At 71.8% G+C, this 24,086-nt stretch carries 27 protein-coding genes; 7 read left to right on the top strand and 20 right to left on the bottom strand.

All coding sequences use genetic code 11. From position 1 onward, the window contains the following. Positions 1 to 70: 70 nt before the first annotated feature. The 4 genes from ABH941_RS26350 to ABH941_RS26335 form a co-directional block, all read right to left on the bottom strand. Positions 71 to 2,983: a glycoside hydrolase family 2 TIM barrel-domain containing protein gene (locus ABH941_RS26350; protein WP_370131988.1), complete on the bottom strand. Its 2,913-nt coding sequence runs from the start codon at positions 2,981 to 2,983 to the stop codon at positions 71 to 73. A 124-nt stretch (positions 2,984 to 3,107) separates the two neighbouring features. Beyond that, positions 3,108 to 3,401: a DUF6510 family protein gene (locus tag ABH941_RS26345; protein ID WP_370131987.1), complete on the bottom strand. Its 294-nt coding sequence runs from the start codon at positions 3,399 to 3,401 to the stop codon at positions 3,108 to 3,110. A gap of 1 nt (position 3,402) precedes the next feature. Continuing rightward, positions 3,403 to 4,140, bottom strand: a complete 738-nt coding sequence (locus ABH941_RS26340; protein WP_370132065.1) for a ferredoxin reductase — start codon at positions 4,138 to 4,140, stop codon at positions 3,403 to 3,405. After that, positions 4,137 to 4,736 (bottom strand): sulfite oxidase-like oxidoreductase, encoded by a 600-nt coding sequence (locus ABH941_RS26335; RefSeq protein ID WP_370131986.1) that lies wholly within the window; start codon positions 4,734 to 4,736, stop codon positions 4,137 to 4,139. Before ABH941_RS26335 ends, ABH941_RS26340 begins: the two co-directional genes overlap by 4 nt. Before the next feature lie 187 nt (positions 4,737 to 4,923). Between ABH941_RS26335 and ABH941_RS26330 the strand changes: the two genes are divergently transcribed. Further along, positions 4,924 to 5,295: a VOC family protein gene (locus ABH941_RS26330; protein WP_370131985.1), complete on the top strand. Its 372-nt coding sequence runs from the start codon at positions 4,924 to 4,926 to the stop codon at positions 5,293 to 5,295. Positions 5,296 to 5,426: 131 nt separating this feature from the next. Here the strand turns inward: ABH941_RS26330 and ABH941_RS26325 are convergent, their stop codons facing one another. Next, positions 5,427 to 6,311, bottom strand: a complete 885-nt coding sequence (locus ABH941_RS26325; protein WP_370132064.1) for a YhjD/YihY/BrkB family envelope integrity protein — start codon at positions 6,309 to 6,311, stop codon at positions 5,427 to 5,429. Between the two features lie 147 nt (positions 6,312 to 6,458). Then, positions 6,459 to 7,046, bottom strand: coding sequence for a TetR family transcriptional regulator (locus tag ABH941_RS26320; RefSeq protein ID WP_370131984.1), 588 nt, complete (start codon positions 7,044 to 7,046; stop codon positions 6,459 to 6,461). Between the two features lie 98 nt (positions 7,047 to 7,144). Here ABH941_RS26320 and ABH941_RS26315 point away from each other — a divergent pair, with 98 nt between their 5' ends. From ABH941_RS26315 to ABH941_RS26305, 3 genes are all read left to right on the top strand, one after another. Then, entirely contained in the window at positions 7,145 to 8,128 is a 984-nt protein-coding gene (locus ABH941_RS26315) for an aldo/keto reductase (protein WP_370131983.1), read from the top strand. Between the two features lie 47 nt (positions 8,129 to 8,175). Then, positions 8,176 to 9,132, top strand: a complete 957-nt coding sequence (locus ABH941_RS26310) for an SDR family NAD(P)-dependent oxidoreductase (protein WP_370131982.1) — start codon at positions 8,176 to 8,178, stop codon at positions 9,130 to 9,132. 122 nt (positions 9,133 to 9,254) lie between these two features. After that, complete coding sequence (locus ABH941_RS26305) at positions 9,255 to 9,635, top strand: VOC family protein (protein ID WP_370132063.1); 381 nt, start codon at positions 9,255 to 9,257, stop codon at positions 9,633 to 9,635. Positions 9,636 to 9,694: 59 nt separating this feature from the next. Here the strand turns inward: ABH941_RS26305 and ABH941_RS26300 are convergent, their stop codons facing one another. The 6 genes from ABH941_RS26300 to ABH941_RS26275 all read right to left on the bottom strand — a co-directional run bounded on the left by ABH941_RS26300 (position 9,695) and on the right by ABH941_RS26275 (position 14,252). After that, entirely contained in the window at positions 9,695 to 10,117 is a 423-nt protein-coding gene (locus ABH941_RS26300) for a hypothetical protein (RefSeq protein ID WP_370131981.1), read from the bottom strand. 94 nt (positions 10,118 to 10,211) lie between these two features. Beyond that, positions 10,212 to 10,967: a class II glutamine amidotransferase gene (locus ABH941_RS26295; RefSeq protein ID WP_370131980.1), complete on the bottom strand. Its 756-nt coding sequence runs from the start codon at positions 10,965 to 10,967 to the stop codon at positions 10,212 to 10,214. A gap of 75 nt (positions 10,968 to 11,042) precedes the next feature. Next, positions 11,043 to 11,852 carry an amino acid ABC transporter permease gene (locus ABH941_RS26290; RefSeq protein WP_370131979.1) on the bottom strand — a complete coding sequence of 270 codons (810 nt, stop codon included), beginning with the start codon at positions 11,850 to 11,852 and terminating at the stop codon, positions 11,043 to 11,045. Continuing rightward, positions 11,849 to 12,478 carry an amino acid ABC transporter permease gene (locus tag ABH941_RS26285; RefSeq protein ID WP_370131978.1) on the bottom strand — a complete coding sequence of 210 codons (630 nt, stop codon included), beginning with the start codon at positions 12,476 to 12,478 and terminating at the stop codon, positions 11,849 to 11,851. The genes ABH941_RS26290 and ABH941_RS26285 overlap by 4 nt, the downstream gene beginning before the upstream one ends. A gap of 18 nt (positions 12,479 to 12,496) precedes the next feature. After that, entirely contained in the window at positions 12,497 to 13,459 is a 963-nt protein-coding gene (locus ABH941_RS26280) for a glutamate ABC transporter substrate-binding protein (RefSeq protein ID WP_370131977.1), read from the bottom strand. Positions 13,460 to 13,496: 37 nt separating this feature from the next. Then, positions 13,497 to 14,252, bottom strand: coding sequence for an amino acid ABC transporter ATP-binding protein (locus ABH941_RS26275; RefSeq protein WP_370131976.1), 756 nt, complete (start codon positions 14,250 to 14,252; stop codon positions 13,497 to 13,499). Between the two features lie 93 nt (positions 14,253 to 14,345). Between ABH941_RS26275 and ABH941_RS26270 the strand changes: the two genes are divergently transcribed. The 3 genes from ABH941_RS26270 (at position 14,346) to ABH941_RS26260 (ending at position 16,367) form a co-directional block, all read left to right on the top strand. Continuing rightward, a complete protein-coding gene (locus ABH941_RS26270) occupies positions 14,346 to 15,263 on the top strand; it encodes a LysR family transcriptional regulator (protein ID WP_370131975.1) in 918 nt (305 codons plus the stop codon). Between the two features lie 130 nt (positions 15,264 to 15,393). Then, entirely contained in the window at positions 15,394 to 15,975 is a 582-nt protein-coding gene (locus ABH941_RS26265; RefSeq protein ID WP_370131974.1) for a GNAT family N-acetyltransferase, read from the top strand. A gap of 62 nt (positions 15,976 to 16,037) precedes the next feature. After that, the gene (locus tag ABH941_RS26260; protein ID WP_370131973.1) at positions 16,038 to 16,367 is read left to right on the top strand and encodes a hypothetical protein; all 330 of its coding nucleotides are present in this window, start codon (positions 16,038 to 16,040) and stop codon (positions 16,365 to 16,367) included. 40 nt (positions 16,368 to 16,407) lie between these two features. Here the strand turns inward: ABH941_RS26260 and ABH941_RS26255 are convergent, their stop codons facing one another. From ABH941_RS26255 to ABH941_RS26220, 8 genes are read right to left on the bottom strand one after another with little or no spacing between them, the layout of a single operon-like run. After that, positions 16,408 to 17,382 carry an alpha-ketoacid dehydrogenase subunit beta gene (locus ABH941_RS26255; protein ID WP_370131972.1) on the bottom strand — a complete coding sequence of 325 codons (975 nt, stop codon included), beginning with the start codon at positions 17,380 to 17,382 and terminating at the stop codon, positions 16,408 to 16,410. After that, positions 17,370 to 18,377: a thiamine pyrophosphate-dependent dehydrogenase E1 component subunit alpha gene (locus ABH941_RS26250; RefSeq protein WP_370131970.1), complete on the bottom strand. Its 1,008-nt coding sequence runs from the start codon at positions 18,375 to 18,377 to the stop codon at positions 17,370 to 17,372. The genes ABH941_RS26255 and ABH941_RS26250 overlap by 13 nt, the downstream gene beginning before the upstream one ends. Positions 18,378 to 18,401: 24 nt before the next feature. Then, positions 18,402 to 19,649, bottom strand: a complete 1,248-nt coding sequence (locus ABH941_RS26245; protein ID WP_370131968.1) for a M24 family metallopeptidase — start codon at positions 19,647 to 19,649, stop codon at positions 18,402 to 18,404. Between the two features lie 32 nt (positions 19,650 to 19,681). Next, the gene (locus tag ABH941_RS26240; protein ID WP_370131967.1) at positions 19,682 to 20,662 is read right to left on the bottom strand and encodes an NAD(P)-dependent oxidoreductase; all 981 of its coding nucleotides are present in this window, start codon (positions 20,660 to 20,662) and stop codon (positions 19,682 to 19,684) included. After that, positions 20,659 to 21,423 carry an ABC transporter ATP-binding protein gene (locus tag ABH941_RS26235; RefSeq protein WP_370131966.1) on the bottom strand — a complete coding sequence of 255 codons (765 nt, stop codon included), beginning with the start codon at positions 21,421 to 21,423 and terminating at the stop codon, positions 20,659 to 20,661. Before ABH941_RS26235 ends, ABH941_RS26240 begins: the two co-directional genes overlap by 4 nt. Before the next feature lie 4 nt (positions 21,424 to 21,427). Then, positions 21,428 to 22,162, bottom strand: coding sequence for an ABC transporter ATP-binding protein (locus tag ABH941_RS26230; RefSeq protein WP_370131965.1), 735 nt, complete (start codon positions 22,160 to 22,162; stop codon positions 21,428 to 21,430). After that, a complete protein-coding gene (locus ABH941_RS26225) occupies positions 22,159 to 23,211 on the bottom strand; it encodes a branched-chain amino acid ABC transporter permease (protein WP_370131964.1) in 1,053 nt (350 codons plus the stop codon). The genes ABH941_RS26230 and ABH941_RS26225 overlap by 4 nt, the downstream gene beginning before the upstream one ends. Beyond that, entirely contained in the window at positions 23,208 to 24,086 is an 879-nt protein-coding gene (locus ABH941_RS26220) for a branched-chain amino acid ABC transporter permease (RefSeq protein ID WP_370131963.1), read from the bottom strand. The genes ABH941_RS26225 and ABH941_RS26220 overlap by 4 nt, the downstream gene beginning before the upstream one ends.

Here is a 24,086-nt window from a genome sequence, read left to right as displayed (position 1 = left end):
GGGGGTTGTGGACTGAGGTGGCGGTCGGCGACGGGGGCGCCCCGTTCGCCGACGTGGCGTCAGGACGGCCTTAGCTCCGAACCTCCGAGAAGAGCAGGGAGAACGCGGTGACCCCGGCGGTGAGCCGGTGCTGCGGAAGCGCGCCCGGGCCGCAGGAAGCGCTGCCGATGCCCTGGTGCGTCTGGTCCAGGGTGAGGAAGACCTGGTCGCGCGGCCGCAGATCAGCGGTGTGCCGGGCGGCGTCGAGGTCCTCGGGGGTCCACGGCCGGGCGGTGAAGTCGAAGAACGGCTCCCCCTCGACCCGCAGCCCCGCCCCCGAGGCGTCCAGGAAGGTCGCCCAGCGCACGTCCGACCGGTTGCCGTTCTCCTGCGGCATCACATACGGCGTCTGCAGCTGCGCCACCGGCGCGGCGAACCGGCCGACATGAACGGCCTGCCTGGTGTCCCGGTAGGACTCCCCCGGGCCCAGACCGAACCAGTCGACCTGGTCGAACGCCGCGGGCAGCGCCATCCGCAGCCCCAGCCGGGGCAGGGTCAGCCCGTCCCAGTCGCCTTCGGGTACGACCGAGACGTCCAGCCGCAGCCGGCCGTCCTGCTGGCTCCAGCGGTACTCGGTCAGCAGACCCAGGTCGGTCGCCGCGGGCGCGACCCGGCTGCGGACCACGAACGCGCCGTCCTCCAGGCCCGTCGACACCGTGCGGTGCCGCATCCGGTCCAGCCCGGCCCGGCGCCAGGCGTGGGCGAGCGAGCGCACCCCGCCGCCGAGGTCGTTGTCGGTCGGCGCCCGCCAGACATCCAGCCGAGGGCCGCTCACCGGTAGGCCGCCGAGCCGGACGAGTACCCCGGACGCGGGGTCGAAGCGCGCCGACCCGAGCGCCACGCCGTCCGCGTCGGCCTTTTCCATGCCCGCCGCCGGCATCGGGGTGCGCTGCGGCCGCTCCGCGAGTCGGAGCTGTCCCCAGGCCACCTCGTGCCCGGCCGGAGCCCAGGGCTGGTCCTCGGCGAGGGTGGCCCGCACCGTCAGCCAGGACTCCCCTGCGGCGGCCGGAACCTTGGGCAGCGGCAGATCGACCCCGGATCCCGCCGGAACCTCCGGCACGGCAAGGGTGCCCCGGGCGACCGGGACGCCCTCCTCCTCCACGGTCCAACTGAAGGCGAGGTGCGCCAGCGAGCGGAAGTCGTACAGGTTGTCGATGCGCAGCCTCCCACCTTCGTCCGCCGCGCCGGTGATCCGCACCGGCGCCACGACCTTCATGAACTCGACCAGTCCCGGCGAGGGCGTGCGGTCCGGGAACAGCAGGCCGTCGGCGATGAAGTTGCCGTCGTGCAGCGGTTCGCCGAAGTCGCCGCCGTAGGCGTAGTACAGGGTCCCGTCCGGGGTGCGCTGCGGGATGCCGTGGTCGATCCACTCCCAGACGAAGCCGCCCTGCAGCCGTTCGTACTGCTCGAACAGCTCCTGGTATTCCGTCAGCCCGCCGGGGCCGTTGCCCATGGCGTGGGCATACTCGCACTGGATGAAGGGCAGCGTGCGTCGGTGGGCGTCGCGCTCGGGGGTCGAGGCGGGCGCCTCCTCGCGTCGTCCAATGGCCAGCACCTCCTCGTGCGAGGCGTACATCCGGGAGTAGACGTCGACGTAGGGGCTGTCCCAGTCGCCCTCGTAGTGCACCGGCCGCTCCGGGTCGCGGGCGTGGCACCAGGCGGCCATGGTCTCCAGGTTCTCGCCGTGTCCGGCCTCGTTGCCGAGGGACCAGAGCAGGATCGCGGGGTGGTTCTTGTCGCGCTCGACGGTGCGCTCGATCCGGTCCAGGCAGGCCGCGCGCCACATCGGGTCGTCGGTGGGGTTGCGGCGCCAGCCCACCTCGGTGAAACCGTGGGTCTCCAGGTCGCACTCGTCGATCACCCACAGCCCGTACTCGTCGCACAGGTCCAGGAAGTCGGGGTGCGGCGGATAGTGGCTGGTCCGTACGGCGTTGATGTTGTGACGCTTCATCAGCAGCACGTCCTGCAGCATGGTGGCCCGGTCCAGGGCGCGACCCTGCTCGGGGTGCCACTCATGGCGGTTGACGCCGCGGAACAGGATCCGCCGCCCGTTCACCCGCAGCACGCCGTCCTCAATGGCGATGCTGCGGAAGCCGATGCGCAGACTGACGGTCTCCTGCGGGGTGTTGAGCACCGCGTCGTAGAGGCGGGGCTGCTCGGCGGACCAGGGCTCGACGCCGGGGATCCGGTGCGGGCCGGCCGGATCGACCTGGTCCAGGCCGAGTTCGGGGATGCTCAGGGTGGCCGGCGCGGAGGTCTCCACGGAGAGCACGCCGGTGCCGGTGGCGTGCTCGTAGCCGGCGTGGACGAAGTGGTCGCCCAGGGCCGCCTCGGGCCGGGCCAGCAGGGTGACGTCCCGGAAGATCCCGGAGAGCCACCACATGTCCTGGTCCTCCAGGTAGCTCCCGGCGGACCACTGGTGCACCCGCACCGCGAGGGTGTTGCGGCCGGGGCGCAGCAGTCGGCCCACCTCGAACTCGTGGGCGAGGCGGCTGCCGGTGGCGTGGCCGAGGAGTTCGCCGTTCAGCCAGACCCGGAAGCAGGAGTCCACGCCGTCGAAGCGGAGCAGCGTCCGTGCCCCCTGGTCGGCGCCCGGCCAGTCGTCCGGGAGGTCGAAGGCACGGCGGTAGTCCCCGGTCGGGTTCTCGTCGGGGACGTGCGGGGGGTCGAGCGGGAAGGGGTAGCGCACATTGGTGTAGGCGGGCGAGCCGTGGCCGTGCATCTGCCAGTGCCCGGGCACCGGGATCTCGTCCCAGTTCTCGTCCCAGTCGGCGCTCTCGTCCCGGTCGGCGTGATATCCGGGGGCGGGCTCCGCCGCCGTCGGACGCGGCCGGAAGCGCCAGGTGCCGTTGAGGCTCAGCGCGGGCGCGTTCGAACGGGTGACGGTCCGGGCGGGCTCGAAGCCGAGGCCCGGGCCCGGGTCCTCGTAGTAGGGCAGGTCCACGGAACTCCTCGGAAACGGTCGTGTCGCGGTGGTCAGCTCGGCCTGGGGTGTCCGTCCCCGAATCTAGCCCGTCACCACCGGCCCCGGCACCGGGGCCCTCCCGCGCCCTCCCCTGACCAGCGGTTCAGCCCCCCAGCGGCACGCGCAGGCAGCGGGTCCCGCTCAGGTCCAGCCAGGCGTCCTCGGGGCCGCGCACCAGCCGCAGCACCACCGCCTCGCACCCGGGGCAGCGGGCCACCAGGGGCCCCGGGGCCTGCCCGTAGACGCGCAGCGACGCGAGCGGGCCGGTCAGACCGCAGGCCGCGCAGCGGCCGAGCGCGGCGGTGACGTCCACGCTGAAGATCTCCGCCAGCGGCCCGGCCAGCGCGTTGCCGTCCTGATGGCGGTCCTGATGGCGGTCCTGATCACGGTCGTCCATCTCAGCCTCCACTGGGGCCGAAGCGCTCGGTCCTGACCCGGCGCGGGTCGTGGCCGAGCTTGGTCAGCATGTCAGCGGCCGCCTCGACGAAGCCGGTCGGCCCGCACACATAGCAGGTGGGCTCGGAGTCCGGCGGCCAGCCGTGCCGTTCGACGTCCTCGGTGCTCAGCCGCGCGGGTGGCCGCGGCGAGCCCGGCGGTGCGGTCCGGGTGTACAGCAGAGTGGTGTCCGCCCCGGCGTCACCGGGACCCGGGCGGCGCAACTCCTCGCCGTAGTAGAGGTCGTCAGGTGTCCGCAGCGAGTAGATCAGCCGGAACGGCGTGCGGCTCGCCTCGGCCCGGCGCGCCCGCACCATGGCCATCAGCGGGACGATGCCGGCGCCCCCGGCGATCAGCAGCACGGGTGCCGGATCGGCGGGCCGCCACACGAACCACCCGCCCACCGGGCCGCGGACCTCGATCGGGTCCCCGATGGTGAGCACCTCGGTGAGGTACGGGGAGACCTCCCCGTCGGGGACCCGCTGCACGGTCAGCTCGATCCGGTCGCCCTTCGCCGGGGCGGCCAGTGAGTAGCTGCGCTGGGCCTGGTAGCCGTCCTCGGCGGTCAGCTGCAGGTCGACGTGCTGCCCGCCCAGGTGGCCCGGCCAGCCGGGGACGTCAAGCACCAGGGTCCGGGCCGTCGCCGTCTCGTCGTGCACCCCCGCCAGCCGCGCGACGCGCCATCCCGCGGCCACGCTCAGTCCCCCTGGTAGCGCTGCTCGCGCCACGGGTCGCCGTAGTCGTGGTATCCGGCGCTCTCCCAGAATCCGGGCTCGTCCTGGGTCAGCAGCCGCAGGCCCCTGACCCACTTCGCCGACTTCCACAGGTACAGATGCGGCACCAGCAGCCGGGCCGGCCCGCCGTGCTCGGCGGACAGGTCCTTGCCGTCGTAGCGGTAGGCGACCCACGCCTGGCCGTTCCTCAGGTCCTGCAACGGCAGATTGGTGGTGTACCCGCCGTAGGAGTCGGCCATGGCGAAGTCCGCGGCGGTCTCGACCCCGGCGAGCAGGGTGTCCAGGGACACCCCCTGCCACGGCGTGCGGAGTTTGGACCAGCGCGTCACACAGTGCAGGTCCACGGTCATCCGCTCACTGGGCAGCGCCAGCAGCTCCGCCCAGGACCAGCGGTACGTCTCCCCAATCTCGGTGGTGACACTGAACTCCCACCGGTCCAACGGCACCCGCGGCGTCGGCCCCGCAGACAGCACCGGAAAGTCCTCCACCAGATACTGCCCCGGCGGCAACTCGACCCCCTCACTGCGCGGCCTGCCCCGGAACCCGGGCGAGACGATCCCCACGACAGCTCCTCTCCTCCCGATCGGTGCTGCCGCGACACCATCCACTCGCCGCAGCCGCTGTGCTCTCGTCCGAGGCTACGACCCAGCACGCCACAGCGCTCGGCAAACCCGTGCGCCGGCACGCTCGCCCGCTGCGGCTAGGGTCTACGAGCGAAGGGCCGGCTCGTAGGAACGGGGAGGAACATCCATGATCGGCAAGCTGCAGTGCGTGGTTCTGGACTGTCCGGACGTCCTCGGGCTCGCCCGGTTCTACCGATCGCTCCTCGGCGGCGTGGTCGACCAGCCCGATGCCAGGTGGGCCACCAGCGACGACTTCTCAACCCTGCACACGGGCTCCGGCCTCGTTCTCGCGTTCCAGCGCGTGAAGGACTACCAGCCGCCGCAATGGCCGGACGCCGCCTTCCCGCAGCAGTTCCATCTGGACCTCGACGTCCCCGACCTCGACCAGGCCCAACACCAGGTCCTCGCCCTCGGCGCCACCCTGCTCCACGCCGACACCCGCGGTTGGAGGATCTTCGCAGACCCGGCCGGCCACCCTTTCTGCCTCCTCCGCGGCTGAGCGAGAAGGAGCGGCCCACCGCTCTCCGCTGCGGCAGAAGGGATGCCGCGCCGGCGGCGCTTGCGGTGGCGAATATCGTGGCTGGAGCGCGCAGCGCTGCATGCGCAGCCGGTAGTCGTCCTGCGCTTCGGTCAGGTCGGCTTGCTCGCGCCCAGGTAGCGGTTGAGCGGGGGTTCCTGGGCGAGGACCGCGCCGATGGTGATGGCGAAGGTGACGGCGGCGCACAGGACGATCAGCCAGGACAGCACCGCCAGCACCAGTCCTAGGGAGCCGTACGCGGACAGCGAGCGGTTCAGCGCGCTCGGCATGTAGATGCGCGCGGTCAGCGCGAGGGCGGACATCGCCGCCGATGCCAGCAGCGCTCCCGGCAGCAGCGACAGCCAGCCGACGCGGGCGGCGAGCAGGAGGTGCTGGGTCCACCACCACACCACCAGTCCGACCAGGAAGCTCACCGGCACTCCCAGCCAGATCCCGACCCCGAACCCGTCCCGCAGCGGCCCCTGGACGAGGACCATCGCCATCAGCGTGACCACCCACAGCAGCCAGCGCCAGGCGGCGATCCTGGTCCCGGACTTGGGGAGCTGCCAGGCGCGCTCGCAGACGCGGGCCATCGCCCGGCTGAAGCTGGTCGACGACACCAGGGCCATCAGCAGGCCGATGGTCCCGGTGGTCTGGCGAAGCTGCTCGTCACCGGTGCTGCCGCTGATCGCCGCGTTCAGCTGCTGATCCGACGCACCGGTCAGCCCGAACACCGAGCGCAGCGAATGCAGCAGCTGATCGCGGACCCCTTGCGGCGCGAACGCCCCCAGCGCGAAGAGCAGCGGTACGGAGGTCAGGAAGGCCTGCGCGGCCAGTCTGGTCCCGGCGTCGAGCAGGTTGGCCGACAGCAGACGGTCCGTCAGCTCGGTCAGCACCGGCATCCGCCGCTCGGCCAGTGCGCGCAGCTCCTCCGCTCGCGTGCGCAGTCGCTCCACCCGCCGGTGCAACCGGTCCGCAACGCGGCGAAAGGGAACCACCAAGCCGCACTCCCCTCACCGCGCCCCGCGTGGGCGTACACCCTCAGCCTCGGTGACGAGCGGGATGACGGCCATCCGCAGTCCGCCGGCCAGGGAGCGGATCACCCGGACGGACCAGCCACCCAGGGCCGTACCACGCCGCCGCCGCTATGCGCCGGCGGTCTTCGGCTCGCTCATACGGCGGGCAGCCTCGACGACCGCTGAGCGGTGCAGGGCAAGCCGCTCCTGCGGCCAGGACTGACTGACCTCTTCCGGGCCGGCGCCGTCGGCGGCCCAGAACCATGCCTGGGCCGCGGCGAGCACCATGGTCAGGAGATCCGCGGGCTCCATCTCCTGCGCCAGCTCGCCACGCTGCTGCGCCTCGGCCACCTCGGCGGCCTTGCCTCGGAAGGCATCCTTTTCGAGTCCGGTGGCAGAGGGGCGCTCCAGCAGTTTCCATAGACGCAGGCGCATCAGGTCCGGCCGGGCGACGAGGTGGTCGAAGATCGCACCGGCGTATCCGGGCAGGTCCTCGACGTCGAACGGCACCGACTCGGCGCCCGCCGTGAGCGCCCGTTGCAGAACCTCGTCGAACAGCTGTTCCTTGTTGCCGAAGTAGACGTAGATCAGCCGCTTGTTCGCCCCCGCGGCCTCGGCGATCCGGTCCACCCGGGCCCCGGCGATGCCGTAGGCGGCGAATTCGGTGAAGGCGGCGTCGAGCAGCCGGGCCTTGGTGGCACTGGAGTCGCGTGGCATGCCTGCCACTGTAGCAATTAACTATCCAGTTATTGACATAGGCGGTTCGCAGACCTACGTTAGTATCCATCCAGTTAGTTACAGATCAGAGGATCCTCATGGAACACCGCACACTGGGCAGCCAGGGCCTGACCGTCGGGGCCCAGGGCCTCGGACTCATGGGCATGAGCGCCTTCTACGGCGCCACCGACGAGACCGAGTCGCTGGCCACCATCGACCGCGCGCTGGAGCTCGGCGTCACCCTGCTGGACACCGCCGAGAGCTACGGCCCCTTCGTCAATGAGCAGCTTCTCGGCAAGGCGCTGGCCGGGCGCCGGGATGCCGCCGTGGTCGCCACCAAGACCGGTGTCGAGATCACCGACGACGGCCGGGTGCTCGACCTCAACGGTCGGCCCGAGTACGTCCGCCATGCCCTGGACCGCTCGCTGCGGCACCTGGGCACCGACCATGTCGACCTGTACTACCTGCACCGCATCGACCCCAAGGTGCCGATCGAGGAGACCGTCGGCGCCCTGGCCGAGCTGGTCGCCGAAGGCAGGATCCGCTACATCGGCCTGTCCGAGGCCTCCGCGCAGACCATCCGGCGCGCCCACGCCGTCCACCCGATCACCGCCGTCCAGACCGAGTACTCGCTCTTCGAGCGCGGCATCGAGCAGGACGGGGTGCGCGACACGCTGCAGGAGCTGGGGATCGGCCTGGTCGCCTACTCCCCGCTGGGGCGCGGCTTCCTGTCCGGCGCGATCACCAGCCCGGACGACTTCGCCGCGGACGACTGGCGCCGGACCGACCCCCGGTTCCAGGGCCAGAACTTCGACCGCAACCTGGACGTCGTCCGCGAGGTCCGCCGCATCGCCTCCGACAAGAACGTCACCCCCTCCCAGCTGGCCCTCGCCTGGGTCCAGCACCAGGGCGCCGTCGCCATCCCCGGCACCAAGCGCCGCCGCTACCTGGAGGAGAACGTCGCCGCGACCGAGGTGGCCCTGACCGCCGACGACATCGCCGCGATCGAGGCGGTGGCCCCGCACGGCGTGGTCACCGGCGACCGCTACGCACCCGAGTTCATGGGGACGCTCAACGGCTGAGAGCCGGCCGGGCCCAGTCCGAACCACAACACAAGGAGACCCATCGCATGTCCGCACCCCAGAAGACCCGCACGTTCGGGGCCAGCACAACCGCCGCCGAGGTGGTCGACGGCGTCGACCTGCACGGCCGTCGGGCCGTGGTGACCGGAGCCAGCTCCGGGATCGGGGTGGAGACGGCCCGGGCGCTGGCCGCGGCGGGCGCCGACGTCACCCTGGCCGTCCGGGACACCGGGGCCGGGGCCCGGGTGGCGGCCCGACTGAAGGCGGAACTGCCTTCTGAATCAGGGCAGTTGACGGTTCAGCAGCTCGACCTGGCCGACCGGTCGACGGTCGCGGCCTTCGTCGCCGCCTGGCAGGGACCACTGCACATCCTGGTCGGCAACGCCGGAGTGATGGCCCTGCCGGAACTCACCCGCACGGCCGACGGCCAGGAGATGCAGTTCGCCGTCAACCACCTGGGCCACTTCGCTCTCGCCACCGGCCTGCACCGGGCACTCGCGACGGCGGACGGCGCCCGGATCGTCTCGGTGAGTTCCATCGGCCACCTCTTCTCACCGGTCGTCCTCGACGACCTGGACTACCGCTTCCGCCCCTACGACCCGTGGACCTCCTACGGGCAGTCGAAGACCGCCAACACCCTGTTCGCCGTCGGCGCCGCCGAGCGATGGGCCGGGGACGGCATCACCGCCAACGCCCTGATGCCCGGCAATATCGGCGACACGTCCCTGGCCAGGCACATGGACCCGCAGCAGGTGGCCGACTTCATCGCCGCCGGAGCGATCGCGCTGCCGCCGCAGAAGACCGTGGAGCAGGGCGCCGCGACCTCGGTGCTGCTGGCCGCCTCGCCGACGGTGGAGGGCGTCACCGGCCGCTACTTCGAGGACTGCGCGCAGGCCGAGCCGGTCAGCGAGCGGGCCGGCGCCGTTGCCGGCGTCGCCCCGTACGCCCTGGACCGGGAGAACGCGGCCCGGCTGTGGACCGCGTCCGAGGCCCTCGTCCGCTGAGCAGACCCACGACAGCCGGACCCGGACGCCCGCCCGTCCCTGATGTCGATTCCGGGCTGCCGGTTTCGACTCACGGGTGAAGACTGACCGTCAGACCTCGTGAAGTGAAGGGAACCACCGCCGTGGACTACCGCCTCGAACTGATTCCGCTCCCGGTCGCCGACGTCGACCGCGCCAAGGCCTTCTACGCCGACCGGCTCGGCTTCAAGGTCGACCTCGACTTCAGCCCCAACGATTCGTTCCGCGTGGTCCAGCTGACGCCGCCGGGGTCGGCCTGTTCGGTCGCCTTCGGCGTCGGCATCGTCGGCACTCCCCCCGGCTCGGTCCAGGGCCTGCACCTGGTCGTGGACGACATCCACGCCGCCCGGGCCGAGCTGGTCGGGCGGGGAGTCGAGGTCGCCGAAGTGGAGGACATGAGCGCGCCGGGCAAGCCGACCGTCTCCTACGCCGCGTTCACCGACCCGGACGGCAACGGCTGGACCCTGCAGCAGCTCCCCGGCTGAGCCGCACACCGGTGGTGGCGTCCAGTTGTCGAAGGAGCCGCCGCCGGTGGAGGTGAGCCTCAGAGCCCCGGGAACATGTAGTCGGCGGAGATCCGTCCGTCCTGGTCGAGGACCAGGAACTCGACTCCCCCGCCGACCGCCTCGCCTCCGGCGACCGGCACCATCTCCCAGCTGAACTTCACCACGTCCTCAAGACCGACGGCATCCTGCCTGGACCGGAAGGTGTACTCGCCGGAAGCGACGAACTTCTCGTAGCTGCGGACGACCCGCGTCTCGATGGCATCGTGTCCGCAGGCCCGCAGCGAGCCCGAAGCGAATCCCAGCGAGTCAGCGGCCTCCCGGATCGCCACCGGCGGGTGCAGCACATGAGCCCCGTCCGGCGCCCACAGGCTCTCGACCGCCCCGCGCCGCAACGCGGTGTCCGGCTCGACCCACAGGGCAATGTAGCGGTCGGCCAAGTGCTGCACGTCAACGTTGGTCATGCCCTTGCTCCCCTTCGAAATCCCTCGGAGACACGAGGCTGCGGCAAGCAGGACCGATCGACAATTCCCTGAAGGGTATGGCTGCTCGGCGCAGTCATACCCCGGTCAGGACCGAGTGCGTGGACACCCGCAGGTCGGCCCGGCGGATTTCCAGCACCTGGCCGTACGGCAGCGGCTGCCAGCCGTCCCCCGCGCCCATCCCGCTGGACGCCACCACCACGCCGTCCCCGCGGATCCGGTAGGAGAGCTGGAAGAACTCCGGGCCGCGGCGTCGGCTGACCTCCGACGCCGGGTCCTGCTCCGCGTACGCGTACAGGGCGTCCTGGGTGAGCAGCAGGCAGTTGAGGCTGCTGAAGGAGGCGCGGGCGCGGATGTCGGCGGCGGTGCGGGCGACGGCGTCCACCGGGTCCGGGTCGCCGCCGCGCAGCCGGGTGAGCACCCGCAGGAAGTAGCGTTCGGAGTCGGTGCTGCCGGCGGCTCCCGCGAGGATCTCGGCGTCGATGAGACCGTCCAGGGCGTCCACCGGGGAGAAGTTGCCGTTGTGCGCGAAGGCGAGCGTGCCGGCTGTGAAGGGGTGGGTGTTGCGTGCTTCCACTGCGAGGCCCGGGGACGCCATGCGCAGGTGGAGCAGCGCGGCGTCGGTGACGGTCTCCAGTGCCTGTGCGTACTCCGGGCTGGTGTGCGCGGGTGCGGTGTCCTTGGCGACCGAGAGTTCGCCGTCGCGCCAGGCGGCGACACCCCATCCGTCGGCGTGCTCGCAGGAGAGCGCGGTGAAGGGGTCGAGCAGTCCGGAGAGCGTGTCGGTCAGCGGCCGATGGCCACGGGAGACCACGCCGAGCAGGCGGCACATGCGACAAGAGCCTTTCGTGGGTACAACGGGTGGGTGGGGTAACGGTCGGGTCCGACGGCGCCGTGACAAGCTGCGTCACACTCGGCGTTCGAGCCAACTCGCCGTCTTCGACAGCGAGGCGTTGACCAGGATGAAGACGGCCGCCACGACCAGGTACGAGGAGAGCACCGTGTGGTAGTACTCGCCGAGCACCTGCGAGCGGTGCAGCAGTTCCAGGTAGCTGACCACGTAGCCGAGCGCGGAGTCCTTGAGCAGCCGTACCAGCTGGCTGACCAGGGCCGGGACCAGCCGCCGCACCGCCTGCGGCAGCACCACCCAGCGCATGGACTGCCAGTGGGTCATGCCCAGGCTCTCCGCCGCCTCGCCCTGGCCCCGGTCCAGCGCGCCCACGCCGGCCCGGACCAGCTCCGCGACGACGGCGGCGCTGGTCAGCGCGATCGGCACCACCAACTGCCAGAACGGCGGCAGGGTCAGTCCCAGCCGGGGCAGGCCGAAGAGGAACAGGTACAGCAGCAGGAGCAGCGGAAGCGCCCGGAAGAACTCCACGTACCCGCGGGCGAGCGCACGCGGCAGGGCGTGGCGGCTGAGCCGCAGGAGGGCCAGCAGCCCGCCCAGCGGGAAGGCGAGAGCCGCGGAGACGGCCGTGACCAGCAGGGTGTTCTCGGCGCCGACCAGCAGGTAGTTGATGATCGGCCACGTGCTGTACATCTGCCATTGGTCGGCGGCGAGTTGGCCGTTGACGTCGAACTGGTGCCAGACGAAGTCCGCGAGAGCGGCCAGGGCCAGCAACGAGAGGCCGGTGGCGCTGCGGATCCGGCGCCTGCCGCGCGGCCCGGGCGCGTCGAAGAGCAGGTCGTCGCCTGCGCTCTTGCTGGTGGAACTCATCGCCGGATCGCCACCTTCCGCTCGATGCGCCCGGCGAGGAGTCCGGACGTCAGGGTAATGGCCACGTAGATCGCCGAGATGACGGCGAAGGCGGTGATCGGGGCGTCCGCGAGGTTCGCCTGGTTCTCGTACCAGGTGGTGATCTCGGGAACCCCCGCCGCCGCGGCCAGCGAGGTGGACAGCGCCGTCCCGATGAAGACGTTCGCCAGCGGTTGCACCATGGCCCGCAGCGCTTGCGGAAGCACCACCTGGCCGAGGATCTGACGAAACGTCATCCCCAGGGCCCGCGCCGCCTCGACCTGTCCGCGCGGGACGGTCCGTACCCCGCTGCGGACCACCTCGCAGACGAACGCCGCCCAGTACAGCGCCATGGCCAGCGCGGCGTTGGCGAACAGCGGCACGAGCAGGCCCACGTTGGGCAGCCCGAAGGTGAACAGCACCAGCAGCACCAGCAGCGGCACGTTGCGGAAGACCGTGACATAGGCGGTGGCGGCGGCGCGCAGCGGCGGCACCGGACAGATCCGGCAGACCGCCAGCAGCACGCCCAGCGCCAGCGCGCCCGCGAACGCCAGGCCGATCAGCCCGAGCGTCAACAGCAGGCCGTGCCCCAGGGAACTCCACGCCACGTCAGGTCTCCTTCAGCCTCAGCTGCCGGCCGCGGAGCCGACGACGGGCGGGGTCGGGGCCGAGCCGCCGAGCGTGGTGCCGATGGTGGCCTGCCACAGCTTGGCCCACTCGCCGTCCGCCTCGATCTTCTTCAGCCAGGCGTCCACGAAGGTCTTCATCGCGGGCGAGTTGAGCGGCAGGCCGATGCCGTACGGCTCGGTGGTGAAGGGCTGGCCGACGACCTTGACCTTCGTGGGTTCGCGGTAGGCGTCGCCGAGCAGCAGCGCCTGGTCGAGCACGTACGCGTCCGCGCGGCCCTGCTCGACCGCGCTCACGCACTGGGAGTTCTGGTCGAAGAGGACCAGCTTGGCGGAGGGCGCGTACTTCTTGATGTCCGCCGCGGCGGTGGAGCTGGACTCGGTGCAGACGGTCCTGCCGTTGAGGTCGGCGACCTTGGTGATGGAGCTGTCCGACTTCTTCACCAGGATGGCGTCGCCCGAGGTGTAGTACGGTCCGGCGAAGGCGACCTTGGTGGCCCGCTTGGGGGTGATGGTGTAGGTCGCGAACACGGCGTCCACCGTGCCGTTCTGGAGCAGGGCCTCGCGAGTGGCGACCTGCACCTGGACGAGCTTCACCTTGGGCTGGCCGGTGATGTACTTGGCCAGCATCGCGGCGAGGCCGGCGTCGAAGCCGGTGGTCCTGCCGCTCACCGGGTCGGTGAGGGAGAAGAGCGCGGACGTGTCGGTGCCGCCCTCGACGAGATCGCCGCGTGCCTTGATCGCCGCCATCGGGCTGCCGGCCGGGATGTCGGACGCGGCGGCGACCGGGGCGTCGTCGATCACCTGCTGGAAGGAGGCGCCGCTACCGCTCCCGGTGCTGCTCGCCCCGGCGGCAGGGGGCAGTGACGACGAGGAACCGGAGCCGCAGGCCGTCAGGACAGCGGCGGAAGAGGCCGCCAGGGCGACAGCGGTCAGGACGCGCCGGGATGCGGTCGTTCTCATCTACGGACCCTCCATAGGGTTCGGTGGTTCACGGAGTTCAGTGGCTGAGGATCTTGGACAGGAAGTCGCGGGCCCGTTCGGTGCGCGGGTTGGCGAAGAACTCCTCCGGCGGCGCGGTCTCCACGATCCGGCCGGCGTCCAGGAAGACGACCCGGTCGGCGGCGCGGCGGGCGAAGCCCATCTCGTGCGTGACGACGAGCATCGTCATCCCCTCCGCGGCGAGCTCCGCCATCACGTCGAGGACCTCTTTGATCATCTCCGGGTCGAGCGCCGAGGTCGGCTCGTCGAAAAGCAGCAGCCGGGGCTCCATCGCCAGCGCGCGGGCGATCGCCACCCGCTGCTGCTGGCCCCCGGAGAGCTGCGAGGGATACGCGTCCGCCTTGCCGGCCAGGCCGACCCGGTCGAGCAGCGCCCGTCCCCGTTCCTCGGCCTGGACCTTCGGTACGCCCTTCACCCGGACCGGGGCCATGGTGATGTTCTGCAGCGCGGTCCGGTGGCCGAAGAGGTTGAACGACTGGAAGACCATGCCCACCTGCGAGCGCATCCGGGCCAGCTCACGGCCCTCCACCGGGACCGGCACGCCGTCCAGGCTGATCTCCCCGGAGTCCGGGGTCTCCAACCGGTTGACGCAGCGGATCAGTGTCGACTTGCCCGAGCCGGAGGCCCCGAGCAGCACCACGACCTCGCCGGAGCGCAGTTCCAGGTCGATGTCGTACAGCACCTGGTGCGCCCCGAAGGACTTGTTGACGTCGGCCAGCCGGAGCAGGACGTCGTTCGCGGACTCAGCGGGCATGCGACGAGCATGGCCAGGATCGACCCATAGGTCCAATGAGGGTTTTCTCGACAATTCATGGATTCTCTTTATGTGTCTCCCTATGCTGGGCGCATGTACGATCCCCGACAACTGCAGGTCCTCGCCGAGGTGGCCCGCACCGGGACCTACACCGCCGCAGCCGAGGCCCTCGGCTACACCCAGCCCGCGGTGAGCTACCAGATGCGTGCCCTGGAGCGGTCCGTGGGCGCCCCGCTGACCACCAGGCAGGGACGCGGCGTACGGCTCACTGCGGCCGGACAGGCGCTCGCCCGGCACGCCGAGACGGTACTGGCCGCGCTGCGCACCGCGGAGGACGAGCTGTCGTCCCTGGTCACGGCGGGGGGCGGCCAGGTACGGCTGTCCGCGTTCCAGAGCGGGTGCGTCGGGCTCGTACCCGCCGCACTGGGCGCCCTGCGGCGCACCCACCCCGAGCTGGAGGTGGTGCTGACACAGACCGAGTGCGCGGTCTCGCAGCGGCTGGTACTCAGCGGCGAGGTCGACCTCGCCGTGATGTGCGACCTCGACGAGACGTTCGCCGGCGAGGACGGCGTGGAGCCTGCGGACCCGAGGCTGCACCGCGTCCCGCTGCTCACCGACCGGCGGTGCGTGCTGCTCCCCGCCGACCACCCCGCGGCCACCTCGTCCGCCGTCGCCCTGGCCGATCTCGCCGGCGAGCGCTGGGTCCTGGAGACCGGCCGCACCCGCTTTCTGGCGGCCTGTCAGGAAGCCGGGTTCAGCCCGCGCATCGCCGCCACCTCGGACGACCAGCTCACCATCCACTCCCTGGTCGCCAACCGGATCGGGCTCGCCATCATGAACGACCTCGGCGTCAACGCCCACACCGATCCGCGGGTGGTGGCGCGACCGCTGCGAGGCTGGCCGACCCGGAGGATCTTCGCTCTGCTCTGGCCCGACCAGACCCGGGTGACGCCGGTCGCGGCACTGCTGGGCGCACTGGGATCAGCGGGGAAGGCGCTGGCCACCGCCTGAGCGTGGGCGGCTACGCTCCGACGGGACCCATCTGTTCGGCGACGGGGCTGCCCTGCCCCCGTGTGAGCAGCCACGACGCGGGTTCTACGATCAGTTCCGGTAGTCGTGGGAACGTCGAAGGAGCATGCCGATGGTGGAGAGCACCGATAGCGTCACCACCTGGCACCTGGAGCAGGGCTCCGCCGAGGAGGTCCGTGCCGTCCCGGCCCCTGGGGATCTGGATGTGAGGGTCGTGCGGGCGGAGTCGGCCGGACCGGAGTTCGCCCGCTTCCTCTACACGGCGGTGGGCGGCGCCTGGTCCTGGACGGACCGGCTGCCGTGGACCTACGCGCAGTGGGAGCAGTACCTGGCCAAGCCCGGTGTGGAGCTCTGGGTGGCGTGGGTCGGCGGCACCCCCGCCGGGTACGTCGAGCTGGAGCCGCACGACGGGGGCGTCGTGGAGATCGCCTACTTCGGGCTGCTGCCGGCCTTCATCGGCCGGCGCATCGGCGGCCACCTGCTCGGCGAGGGCCTGCGGCGCGCCTGGGACCTGGACGAGCGCCATCCGTCGCTGCCGGGCACGCAGCGGGTGACCGTGCACACCTGCTCCCTGGACGGCCCGGCCGCGCTGCGCAACTACGAGGCCCGGGGACTGCGGGTGTACCGCACCGAGACGGCCGAACAGCAGGTCGCGGTCGCACCTGGTCCCTGGCCGGGAGCGCTGTCCGGCTGACCGCCGGTGTTCCGTTCGGCGGGGCCGGGTAGGGGTCCTGGCGAGAGTCCTGGGAGGTTCCCATGCGACACATCGGCGGCCACCTTTTCGACCACAGCCGACGCCTGACCCGGGGAGAGCTGCGGCGCTTCGCCAACGACGGTACGGAGCCGCTGACCGCGCGCAGCGACCTCCCCGCCCGGCGGATGCTGGCCCGGGCCTTCGGCGCGCTGTTCCTGGCCGGGACGGTCGTCTTCTGCCTGCTGGCGGCTGCCGCCGAGCCGGGCAGCAGCCCCGGGCGAGAGTTCTTCGCGGTGTACGCGGCGATCTGCGCGGGCTTCGTGGTGATCGCCCTGATCGACCTCGCCGTGGTCCGCCGACGCATGGAGGAGCAGCGCCGCTGGGGCCGCTGAACCGACCCGGCCGACCCCGACCGGCAGCCGACCCGGCGCGCTACCCCAGCGCCTTGCGCACCGTGTCCGTGATCCGGTCGACGGAGGGCCGGGCCAGGTCCTCCAGGGCGTCTGCGGCGGGCAGCGGGACGTGCGGTGTGGTGATCCGGACGATCGGCCCGGTGAGCGCGCCGAACGCCTCCTCGGCGACGATCGAGGCGATCTCCGCGCCCCAGCCGCACAGCCGCGGGTTCTCCTCCACGGTGAACAGCCGGCCGGTCACGGCCACGGCGTCCAGCAGGGTGCGGACGTCCAGCGGGACCAGCGAGCGCAGGTCGACCACGGTGCATTCGATGCCCTCCGCCGCGAGCCGTTCGGCCGCCGCGGCCGCGCGCGGGACCATCGCCCCCACCGCGACCAGGGTGGCGTCGCCGCCGGCCCGCAGCACCCGTGCGGTGCCGAGGGTGTCCAGCAGGTCGCCGTCCGGGACCTCGCCGCGGACCGGGTACAGCGCCTTGGGTTCGAAGATCAGCACCGGGTCCGGATCGCGCACGGCGGCGGCCAGCAGCCCGATCAGGTCCGCCGGTGTGGCCGGGACCAGGACCTTCAGCCCCGGCACCGCCATCGCCCAGTTCTCCACGCTCTGCGAGTGCTGCCCGCCGAAGCGCAGCCCGCCGCCGTTGGCGGTGCGGATCACCAGCGGCAGCGAGACCTGACCGTCCGTCATATAACGGGTCTTGGCGATCTCGTTGGCCACCATGTCCCAGCAGACTGCGAGGAAGTCGCTGAACATGATCTCCGCGATGGGCCGCAGTCCGGTCATCGCCGCGCCCATGGCCGCGCCGAGGATGGCCTGTTCGCTGATCGGCGCGTCGAGCACCCGGCGCGGGCCGAACTCCTCCAGCAACCCGGGGGTGGTCTTGAACACCCCGCCGGCCGCGGCGACGTCCTCGCCGATCAGCACCACGCGCTCGTCCCGGCGCATCTCCTGGGCGATGCCCCGGCGTACGGCGTCGCGGTAGGTCAGTTGCGCCATGAGGAGCCTCCGTCGGTCCAGACCTGGCTGAGTAGTCGTTCCGGCGCGGGCGCCGACGCGGACTTGGCCGCCTCGGTGGCGGCGTCTACGGCGGCCCGCACCTCCCTGTCGATGTCGTCGAGGATCTTCGCCGGGATGCCGCGCCCGAGCAGCCGCTCGCGGTAGCCGGTGACCGGGTCGCGGGACAGCCACTCCTCGACCTCCGCCGCCGGACGGTACTTGCCCGGATCGGCCCGGGAGTGGCCGCCGTGACGGTACGTCAGCGCCTCGACCAGGCTGGGGCCCGACCCCGTGCGGGCCCGTTCCAGTGCGGTGCGGGCGACCCCGTACACGGCCTCGACATCGTTGCCGTCCACCACCAGCGGCTCCAGTCCGTAGGCCGCGGCGCGGTCGGCGGCCGGGCGGGGGACGGCGGTGACCGAGGCGATCGCCGTGTACTCCATGTAGAGGTTGTTCTCGCAGACGAAGACCACCGGCAGCCGCCACACCGCCGCCAGGTTGAGCGCCTCGTGGAAGGCGCCGATGTTGGTCGCGCCGTCGCCGAAGAAGCACACCGCCGCCTGTCCGCTCCCCCGGTACTGGGCGCTCCAGGCCGCGCCGACCGCGATCGGCAGGTGCGCGCCGACGATGGCGTAGGAGCCCATCACCCCGTGCTCGACGCTGGTGAGGTGCATGGAGCCGCCCTTGCCCGCCATCAGTCCGCTTTCCCGGCCCAGGAGTTCGCCCATCACCGCGGCCATCGGCACGCCCCGGACCAGGGTGTGGGCGTGGCCCCGGTAGGTGGCGAAGGTGTAGTCGTCGCCGCGCATGGCGGTGCCGAAGCCGGCCGCGATGGCCTCCTGCCCGAGGGAGAGATGACTGGTGCCCTTGACCAGGTTCTGCAGGAAGAGGTCGTAGGCGCGCTTCTCGAAGACCCGGACCTCGGCCTGCCTGCGGTAGAGGTCCAGCTGGACGTCCTGAGGGAGATCCTGGTGGAGGTGCTGTTCCTGGGTCATGGGTTGCGCCTTCCTGACACAGCGTCAGTACGGGTTGGCGACGAACAGTTCCTGGGCCGGGAAGCGCGTCAGCACCCGCGGTCCGTCGGCGGTGACCAGGATCTCCTCCTCGATCCGGGCCGCCGAGTAGCCGTCGGTGGCGGGGCAGTAGGTCTCCAGCGCGAAGACCATCCCCTCGGTGATCTCCACGGGGTGGGTCAGCGAGTTGAGCCTGCTGATGATCGGCCGCTCGTGCAGGCCGAGTCCCAGCCCGTGGCCGAACTGCAGGCCGAAGGCGGCCATCTCGTCGGCGAAGCCGAACTCGGTGGCGGCCGGCCACACCCGGGCGATCCGGTCGGTGCCGACGCCCGGCTTGACCAGCTCGATCGCGGCGTCGATCCACTCCCGCGCCCTGGTGTAGGCGTCGCGCTGGGCCGGGGTGGCGCTGCCGACCGCGAAGGTGCGGTAGTAGCAGGTGCGGTAGCCGTTGAAGGACTGGATGACGTCGAAGAAGGCCTGGTCGCCGGGGCGGATCAGGCGGTCCGAGAAGTTGTGCGGATGCGGGTTGCAGCGCTCCCCGGAGACCGCGTTGATGGCCTCCACGTCGTCGGAGCCCATCTCGTAGAGCCGCTTGTTGGCGAGGGCGACGATCTCGTTCTCGCGGATGCCGGGGCGCAGCGCCTCGGCGATGTCCTGGTAGACGCCGTCGACCATGGCGGCGGCGCTGGAGAGCAGCAGGATCTCGTCCTCGGACTTGAGCTGCCGGGCGTCCAGCATCACCTGCTGGGCGTCGGCCAGCAGCACGCCCTGTGCGGCGAGTTCGAAGACCATGGGCAGTTCGGCGACGTCCACCCCGAGCGGCATCCCGGCCACGCCCTCGGCCGCGAGCAGGTCCTTGATCTCGTGGACGGCGGAGTTGAACAGCCCGGCCTCGGCGCCGATGGCGCCGCGCAGCCCGAGCATCCCGGCCCGGCTGTGGCCGGGGGCGAGCCAGGGCGCGTACAGCTCGTGGTGACGGGCGGCGGAGCCGAAGTCCCAGACGTGCGGCTCGCCGGTGCGGGTGAGCAGGCAGTAGCGGGTGAACTTGTCGCGGGCCCACTCGCCGATGACGGTGGAGCTGAGGTAGCGGATGTTGTTGGTGTCGAAGACCAGCAGCGCGCCCAGCTCGGAGGCGTCCAGCGCGGCGCGGGCGCGGGCGAGCCGGTAGTCGCGCAGCCGGGCGAAGTCGACCCGCTGCTCGAAGTCCACCGCGGTGCGGCCCGGCGCGGGGGTGAGCTGACCATTCGTCAGCATGGCTGGCTCCTCTCGGTGTTCCCTCTCGGTCTTCACAGACCTGAGTCGACCTCGGTGGACTCGGGCACGAGCGTGAGCGCCGCCGCTCTGGCCTGTTCCAGCAGCAGCGCGGCGAAGTCCTGCTCGCCGTGGCCGGCGCCGACGGCGACCTGCACCAGCTGGTGCACGGCGGCGGCGATCGGCATCGGGACCTCGGCGCCGCGGGCGGCGGCGAGGCCGAGGTCGAGGTCCTTGCGCAGCAGCGTGGTGGTGAAGGTGGGGGTGAAGTCCAGGTGGACCAGGGCCGGGGCCTTGTAACGGGTGAAGGCCGAGGCCAGTACGGAGGAGTTGAGGAACTCCAGGAAGGCCGCCCGCGGCACACCGTGCTTCTCGGCCAGGACGGTGACCTCGACCAGGGACTGGGCCAGGACGCCGAGCAGGATGTTGTGGCAGAGCTTGACCAGGCGCGCGGCCTCGCCCTCGCCCACATAGGTCACCGCCGTTCCCAGCGCGGCCAGCAGCGGCCGGACCTCGTGGTATGCCTGCTCCGGCCCGGAGACGGCGAAACTGGCCCGGCCCGCGGCGACGACGCCGGGGTTGCCGCTGACCGGCGCGGCCAGCAGCAGGGTCCCCTTCCGGTCCGCGGCGGCCCGGACCCGTGCCGAGACCTCGGCGTCGACGGTGGAGCAGTCGACCAGCACCCGGGGCGCGGTCCCACCGTTGAGCAGGCCGTGCTCGCCGAGGGTGACCTCGGCGAAGTCCGGGGAGGACGCGACCATGGTGAAGACGGTCTCGCAGCCGGCGAGATCGGTGATCCGGTCGGCGATCACCGCTCCGCGCGCGGCCAGCGGCTCGGCCCTGGCCCGGGTGCGGTTGTGCACCAGGAGCGGGTGCCCGGCATCGAGCAGCCGGCCGGCCAGGGCGAAGCCCATCCGTCCGGTGCCGATCCAGCCGGTGCCGGGGAGACCGGCGTCGGGTGGCGTGTTCGTGGCGTTCGTCGGCTCGTTCGATGGCTCGTTCAACGGTTCGTTCAACGGCTCACCTCCTTCTGCTGTGCGGGCGGGTCCCCGCCCGCCCCCAGGTAGAGCCGGGCCACCCGGGGGTCGGCCAGCAGCTCGGCGCCGCTGCCGGTCAGCCGGACCCGGCCGCTCTCCAGGACGGCGCCGCGGTCGGCGGCGGCCAGCCCGGAGCGGGCGTTCTGCTCCACCAGGAGGATGGTGCGGCCGTCGGCAGCGAGTGCGCCGACGGTGTCGAAGACCGCCCTGCGGGCCCGGGGTTCGAGCCCGATGGAGGGCTCGTCCAGCAGCATCAGGGCGGGTTCCAGCAGCAGCGCGCGGGCCAGTTCGACCTGCTTCTGCTCGCCTCCGGACAGCGATCCCGCGCTGGCCCGGCGCCGCCTGGCCAGCAGCGGGAAGCGCTCGGCGAGGGCGTCGGCGCGTCGGCGGACCTCGCGCCGTCCGCTGCGGGTGCCGTCCAGCAGGTAGCCGCCCATCAGCAGGTTGTCCCAGACGGTCATCGCCGGGAACAGGCTGCGTTCCTGCGGCACCTGCACGATGCCGCGCAGCAGCCGCTCGCGCGGTGAGAGCCGGTCGACCGGTTCGCCGTGCAGCAGCACCTGGCCCCGGCCGGTCCGCAGCAGCCCGCTGACGACCCTGAGCACGGTGGACTTGCCCGCGCCGTTGGGTCCGATCAGGCACAGCACCTCGCCCTGGTCCAGCGTCAGGTCGACGCCGCGCAGCACGTCCCCGGCGCCGTAGCCGGCGGTCACGCCCCGCAGTTCGAGCAGCACCGACACCGCGTCAGCTCCCCAGGTAGGCGTCGAGGACCTGCGGATCGGTCTGCACCGAACCGGGCGGGCCCTGGGCGATGACGCGCCCGCCGTCCATCACCACCACCGGGTCGCACAGCCGCATCACCAGACCCATGTCGTGCTCGACCACCAGGAAGGTGGTCCCGGCGGCGTGCCGGGCCCGGATGTGCCGTTCCATGGTGCGCACCATGGTCGGGTTGACCCCGGCGGTGGGCTCGTCGAGCAGGACCAGCAGCGGTGAGCTCATCAGCAGCGCGGCGAACTCCAGCAGTTTGCGCTGGCCGTAGGAGAGTTCCTCGGCGGGGTCGTCGGCCAGGCCGGCCAGGGAGAACTCGGCCAGCAGCGCCTCGCCCCGGGCCCGGTCGTCCGCGCGGGCCCGGGGGCCGGCCAGGGCGGGCCAGGGGTGGCCGGAGGCGACCAGCAGGTTCTCCAGCACGGTGAGGTCCGGGAAGACCCGGGGCTGCTGGAAGGTGCGGCACAGTCCGCGCCGGTACAGCCGGGACGGGTCGGGCCGGGCGATCCGGCGTCCGTCCAGCAGGACGTCGCCGCCGTCGGCCCGGAGGTAGCCGGTGACCAGGTTGAAGAGCGTGGTCTTGCCCGATCCGTTGGGGCCGATCAGTCCGGTGACCGTGCCCCGTTCCACAGTGAGGGAGCAGCCGTCGACGGCGGCGACCCCGCCGAAGCGCTTGTCCAGCCCGCGGACCTCCAGCAGCGGCGCGGTCATGGCTGCTCCCCGGCGACGTCGGCGGGCAGGCGGAGCTGCCGTTTCCGCCACCGCTCCCCCAGGGTCGGCAGGATGCCGCGCGGCAGCACCAGGATGATCACGACGAACAGCGCGGCGTACCCGATCAGGTAGAGCTGGTTGGCCCCGTACTGGTAGGCGAGGTACTGCTGCGCCGGGGCGACGATGAACGCACCCAGGACCGGCCCCCAGAGCGTGCCGCGCCCGCCGAGGAAGACCATCAGCACCATGGCGATGGTCACCAGCGGGTCCACCGCGAACTGCGGGTAGATGAAGGAGAGGTAGTACGCCCACACTCCCCCGGCCATGCCGGTGATCCCCACCGACAGCGCGAAGGCGCCGAGCTTGGCGGTGCCCACCGGCACGCCCACCCCGCGCGCCTTGTCCTCGTCCGCGCGGATCGCCAGCAGCGCCAGCCCCAGCCGGCTGCGCAGCACGGCGTGGGAGAGCACCAGCGCGAACACCAGCAGGGCCAGCATCGCGTAGTAGAAGGGCCGTTCGAAGGTGGCCGGGGCGAAGTTCGGGACCGGCATGGCCATCCCCTGCGCGCCGTGGGTGATCCCGCGCAGGTTGTAGGCGAGGGTCTGGGCGACGAACAGCAGGGTGATGGTGACGATGGCGAAGACGTCGGAGCGGGTCCGCATGGCGATCCAGGCGACCGGCAGGCCGGCCGCGGCGACCACCAGGCCGACCAGCGGCAGCACCGCGAAGGGGGTGAGCCCGGAGCCGATGCCGTGGTGCTCGAACCAGATCGCCTCGGTGTAGGCGCCCAGCCCGAAGAAGGCGGCATGGCCCAGCGAGGGGTAGCCGGCATAGCCGCCGACCAGGTTCCAGGCGCTGGCCAGCACCGCGTACATCAGCGTGAACAGCGCGATGGTCAGCACCCAGGGCGCGGTCACCAGGAAGGGGAACACGGCGAGCACGGCGAGGAAGGCGGCGATCGCGACGGCCGTCCTGGCACTGCCTCTCGGGGCGCTCCTCAGCGCGCCTTTCAGTACGCCGTTCAGTGCGCCCCTCACAGCCTCACTCACAGCGCCCCCCGCAGCCGCGCCCCGAACAGCCCGCGCGGACGCACCAGCAGGACCGCGAGCAGGACCACGAAGAAGCTGAAGTCCGACCACACCGGTGAGACCAGCGCACCGACCAGCGCCGAGAGCACGCCCATGGCGAGCGCCGCGACGACGGTGCCGCCCAGGCTGCCGAGTCCGCCCAGGATGACGATGGACAGCAGTCGGGAGATCAGGTCGTAGTGGCTGTTGGGGTTGAACGAGTACACCATCCCGTAGACCGCGCCGGCGGCGGCCGCGGTGACCGCCCCCAGGCCGAAGCCGAGCGCGGCCACCCGGGTGCTCTCGACGCCCAGCAGCCGGGCCGCGGTCGGGTTCTGCACGGTGGCGCGGACGGCGCGGCCGAAGCGGGTGCGGTTCAGCAGCAGGGCGAGCGCGCCCAGGGTGGCCAGCGAGAGCAGGCAGGCGGCCAGCCGCACCTCGCCGATCTGGTACCCGGCCACGGTCCAGGAGTCGTTCGCATAACTCGGCTGCATGGTGCGGTAGTCGGACTTGTAGACCAGGGCGAGCAGGCCCTCGATCCCCAGCGCCACCGCGAAGGTCACCAGCAGCGACAGCTGCGAGGCGTCCGAGCGGTGCAGCGGCCGCAGCAGGCACCACTGCACGGCCACGCCCAGCAGGAACATCACCGGCGCCACGATCGGCACGGTGAGGAACGGGTCGATGCCGAAGGAGGCGAAGAGGCTGGAGCTGAGATAGGCCGCCAGGATCACCAGCGCCCCCTGCGCCAGGTTCACCACCTTCAGCACCCCGAAGATCAGCGTCTGGCCGCTCGCCATCAGCGCGTAGACGCCGCCGGTGAGCAGCCCGAGGATGACCGCCTGGATGGTCTCGTGCAC

The organism is Streptacidiphilus sp. EB103A, assembly GCF_041261405.1.
In the GTDB taxonomy this organism is placed as follows: Bacteria; Actinomycetota; Actinomycetes; order Streptomycetales; family Streptomycetaceae; genus Streptacidiphilus.
Note: the sequence above shows the minus strand (reverse complement) of the source record. Positions and strands in the feature narration are given on the sequence as shown.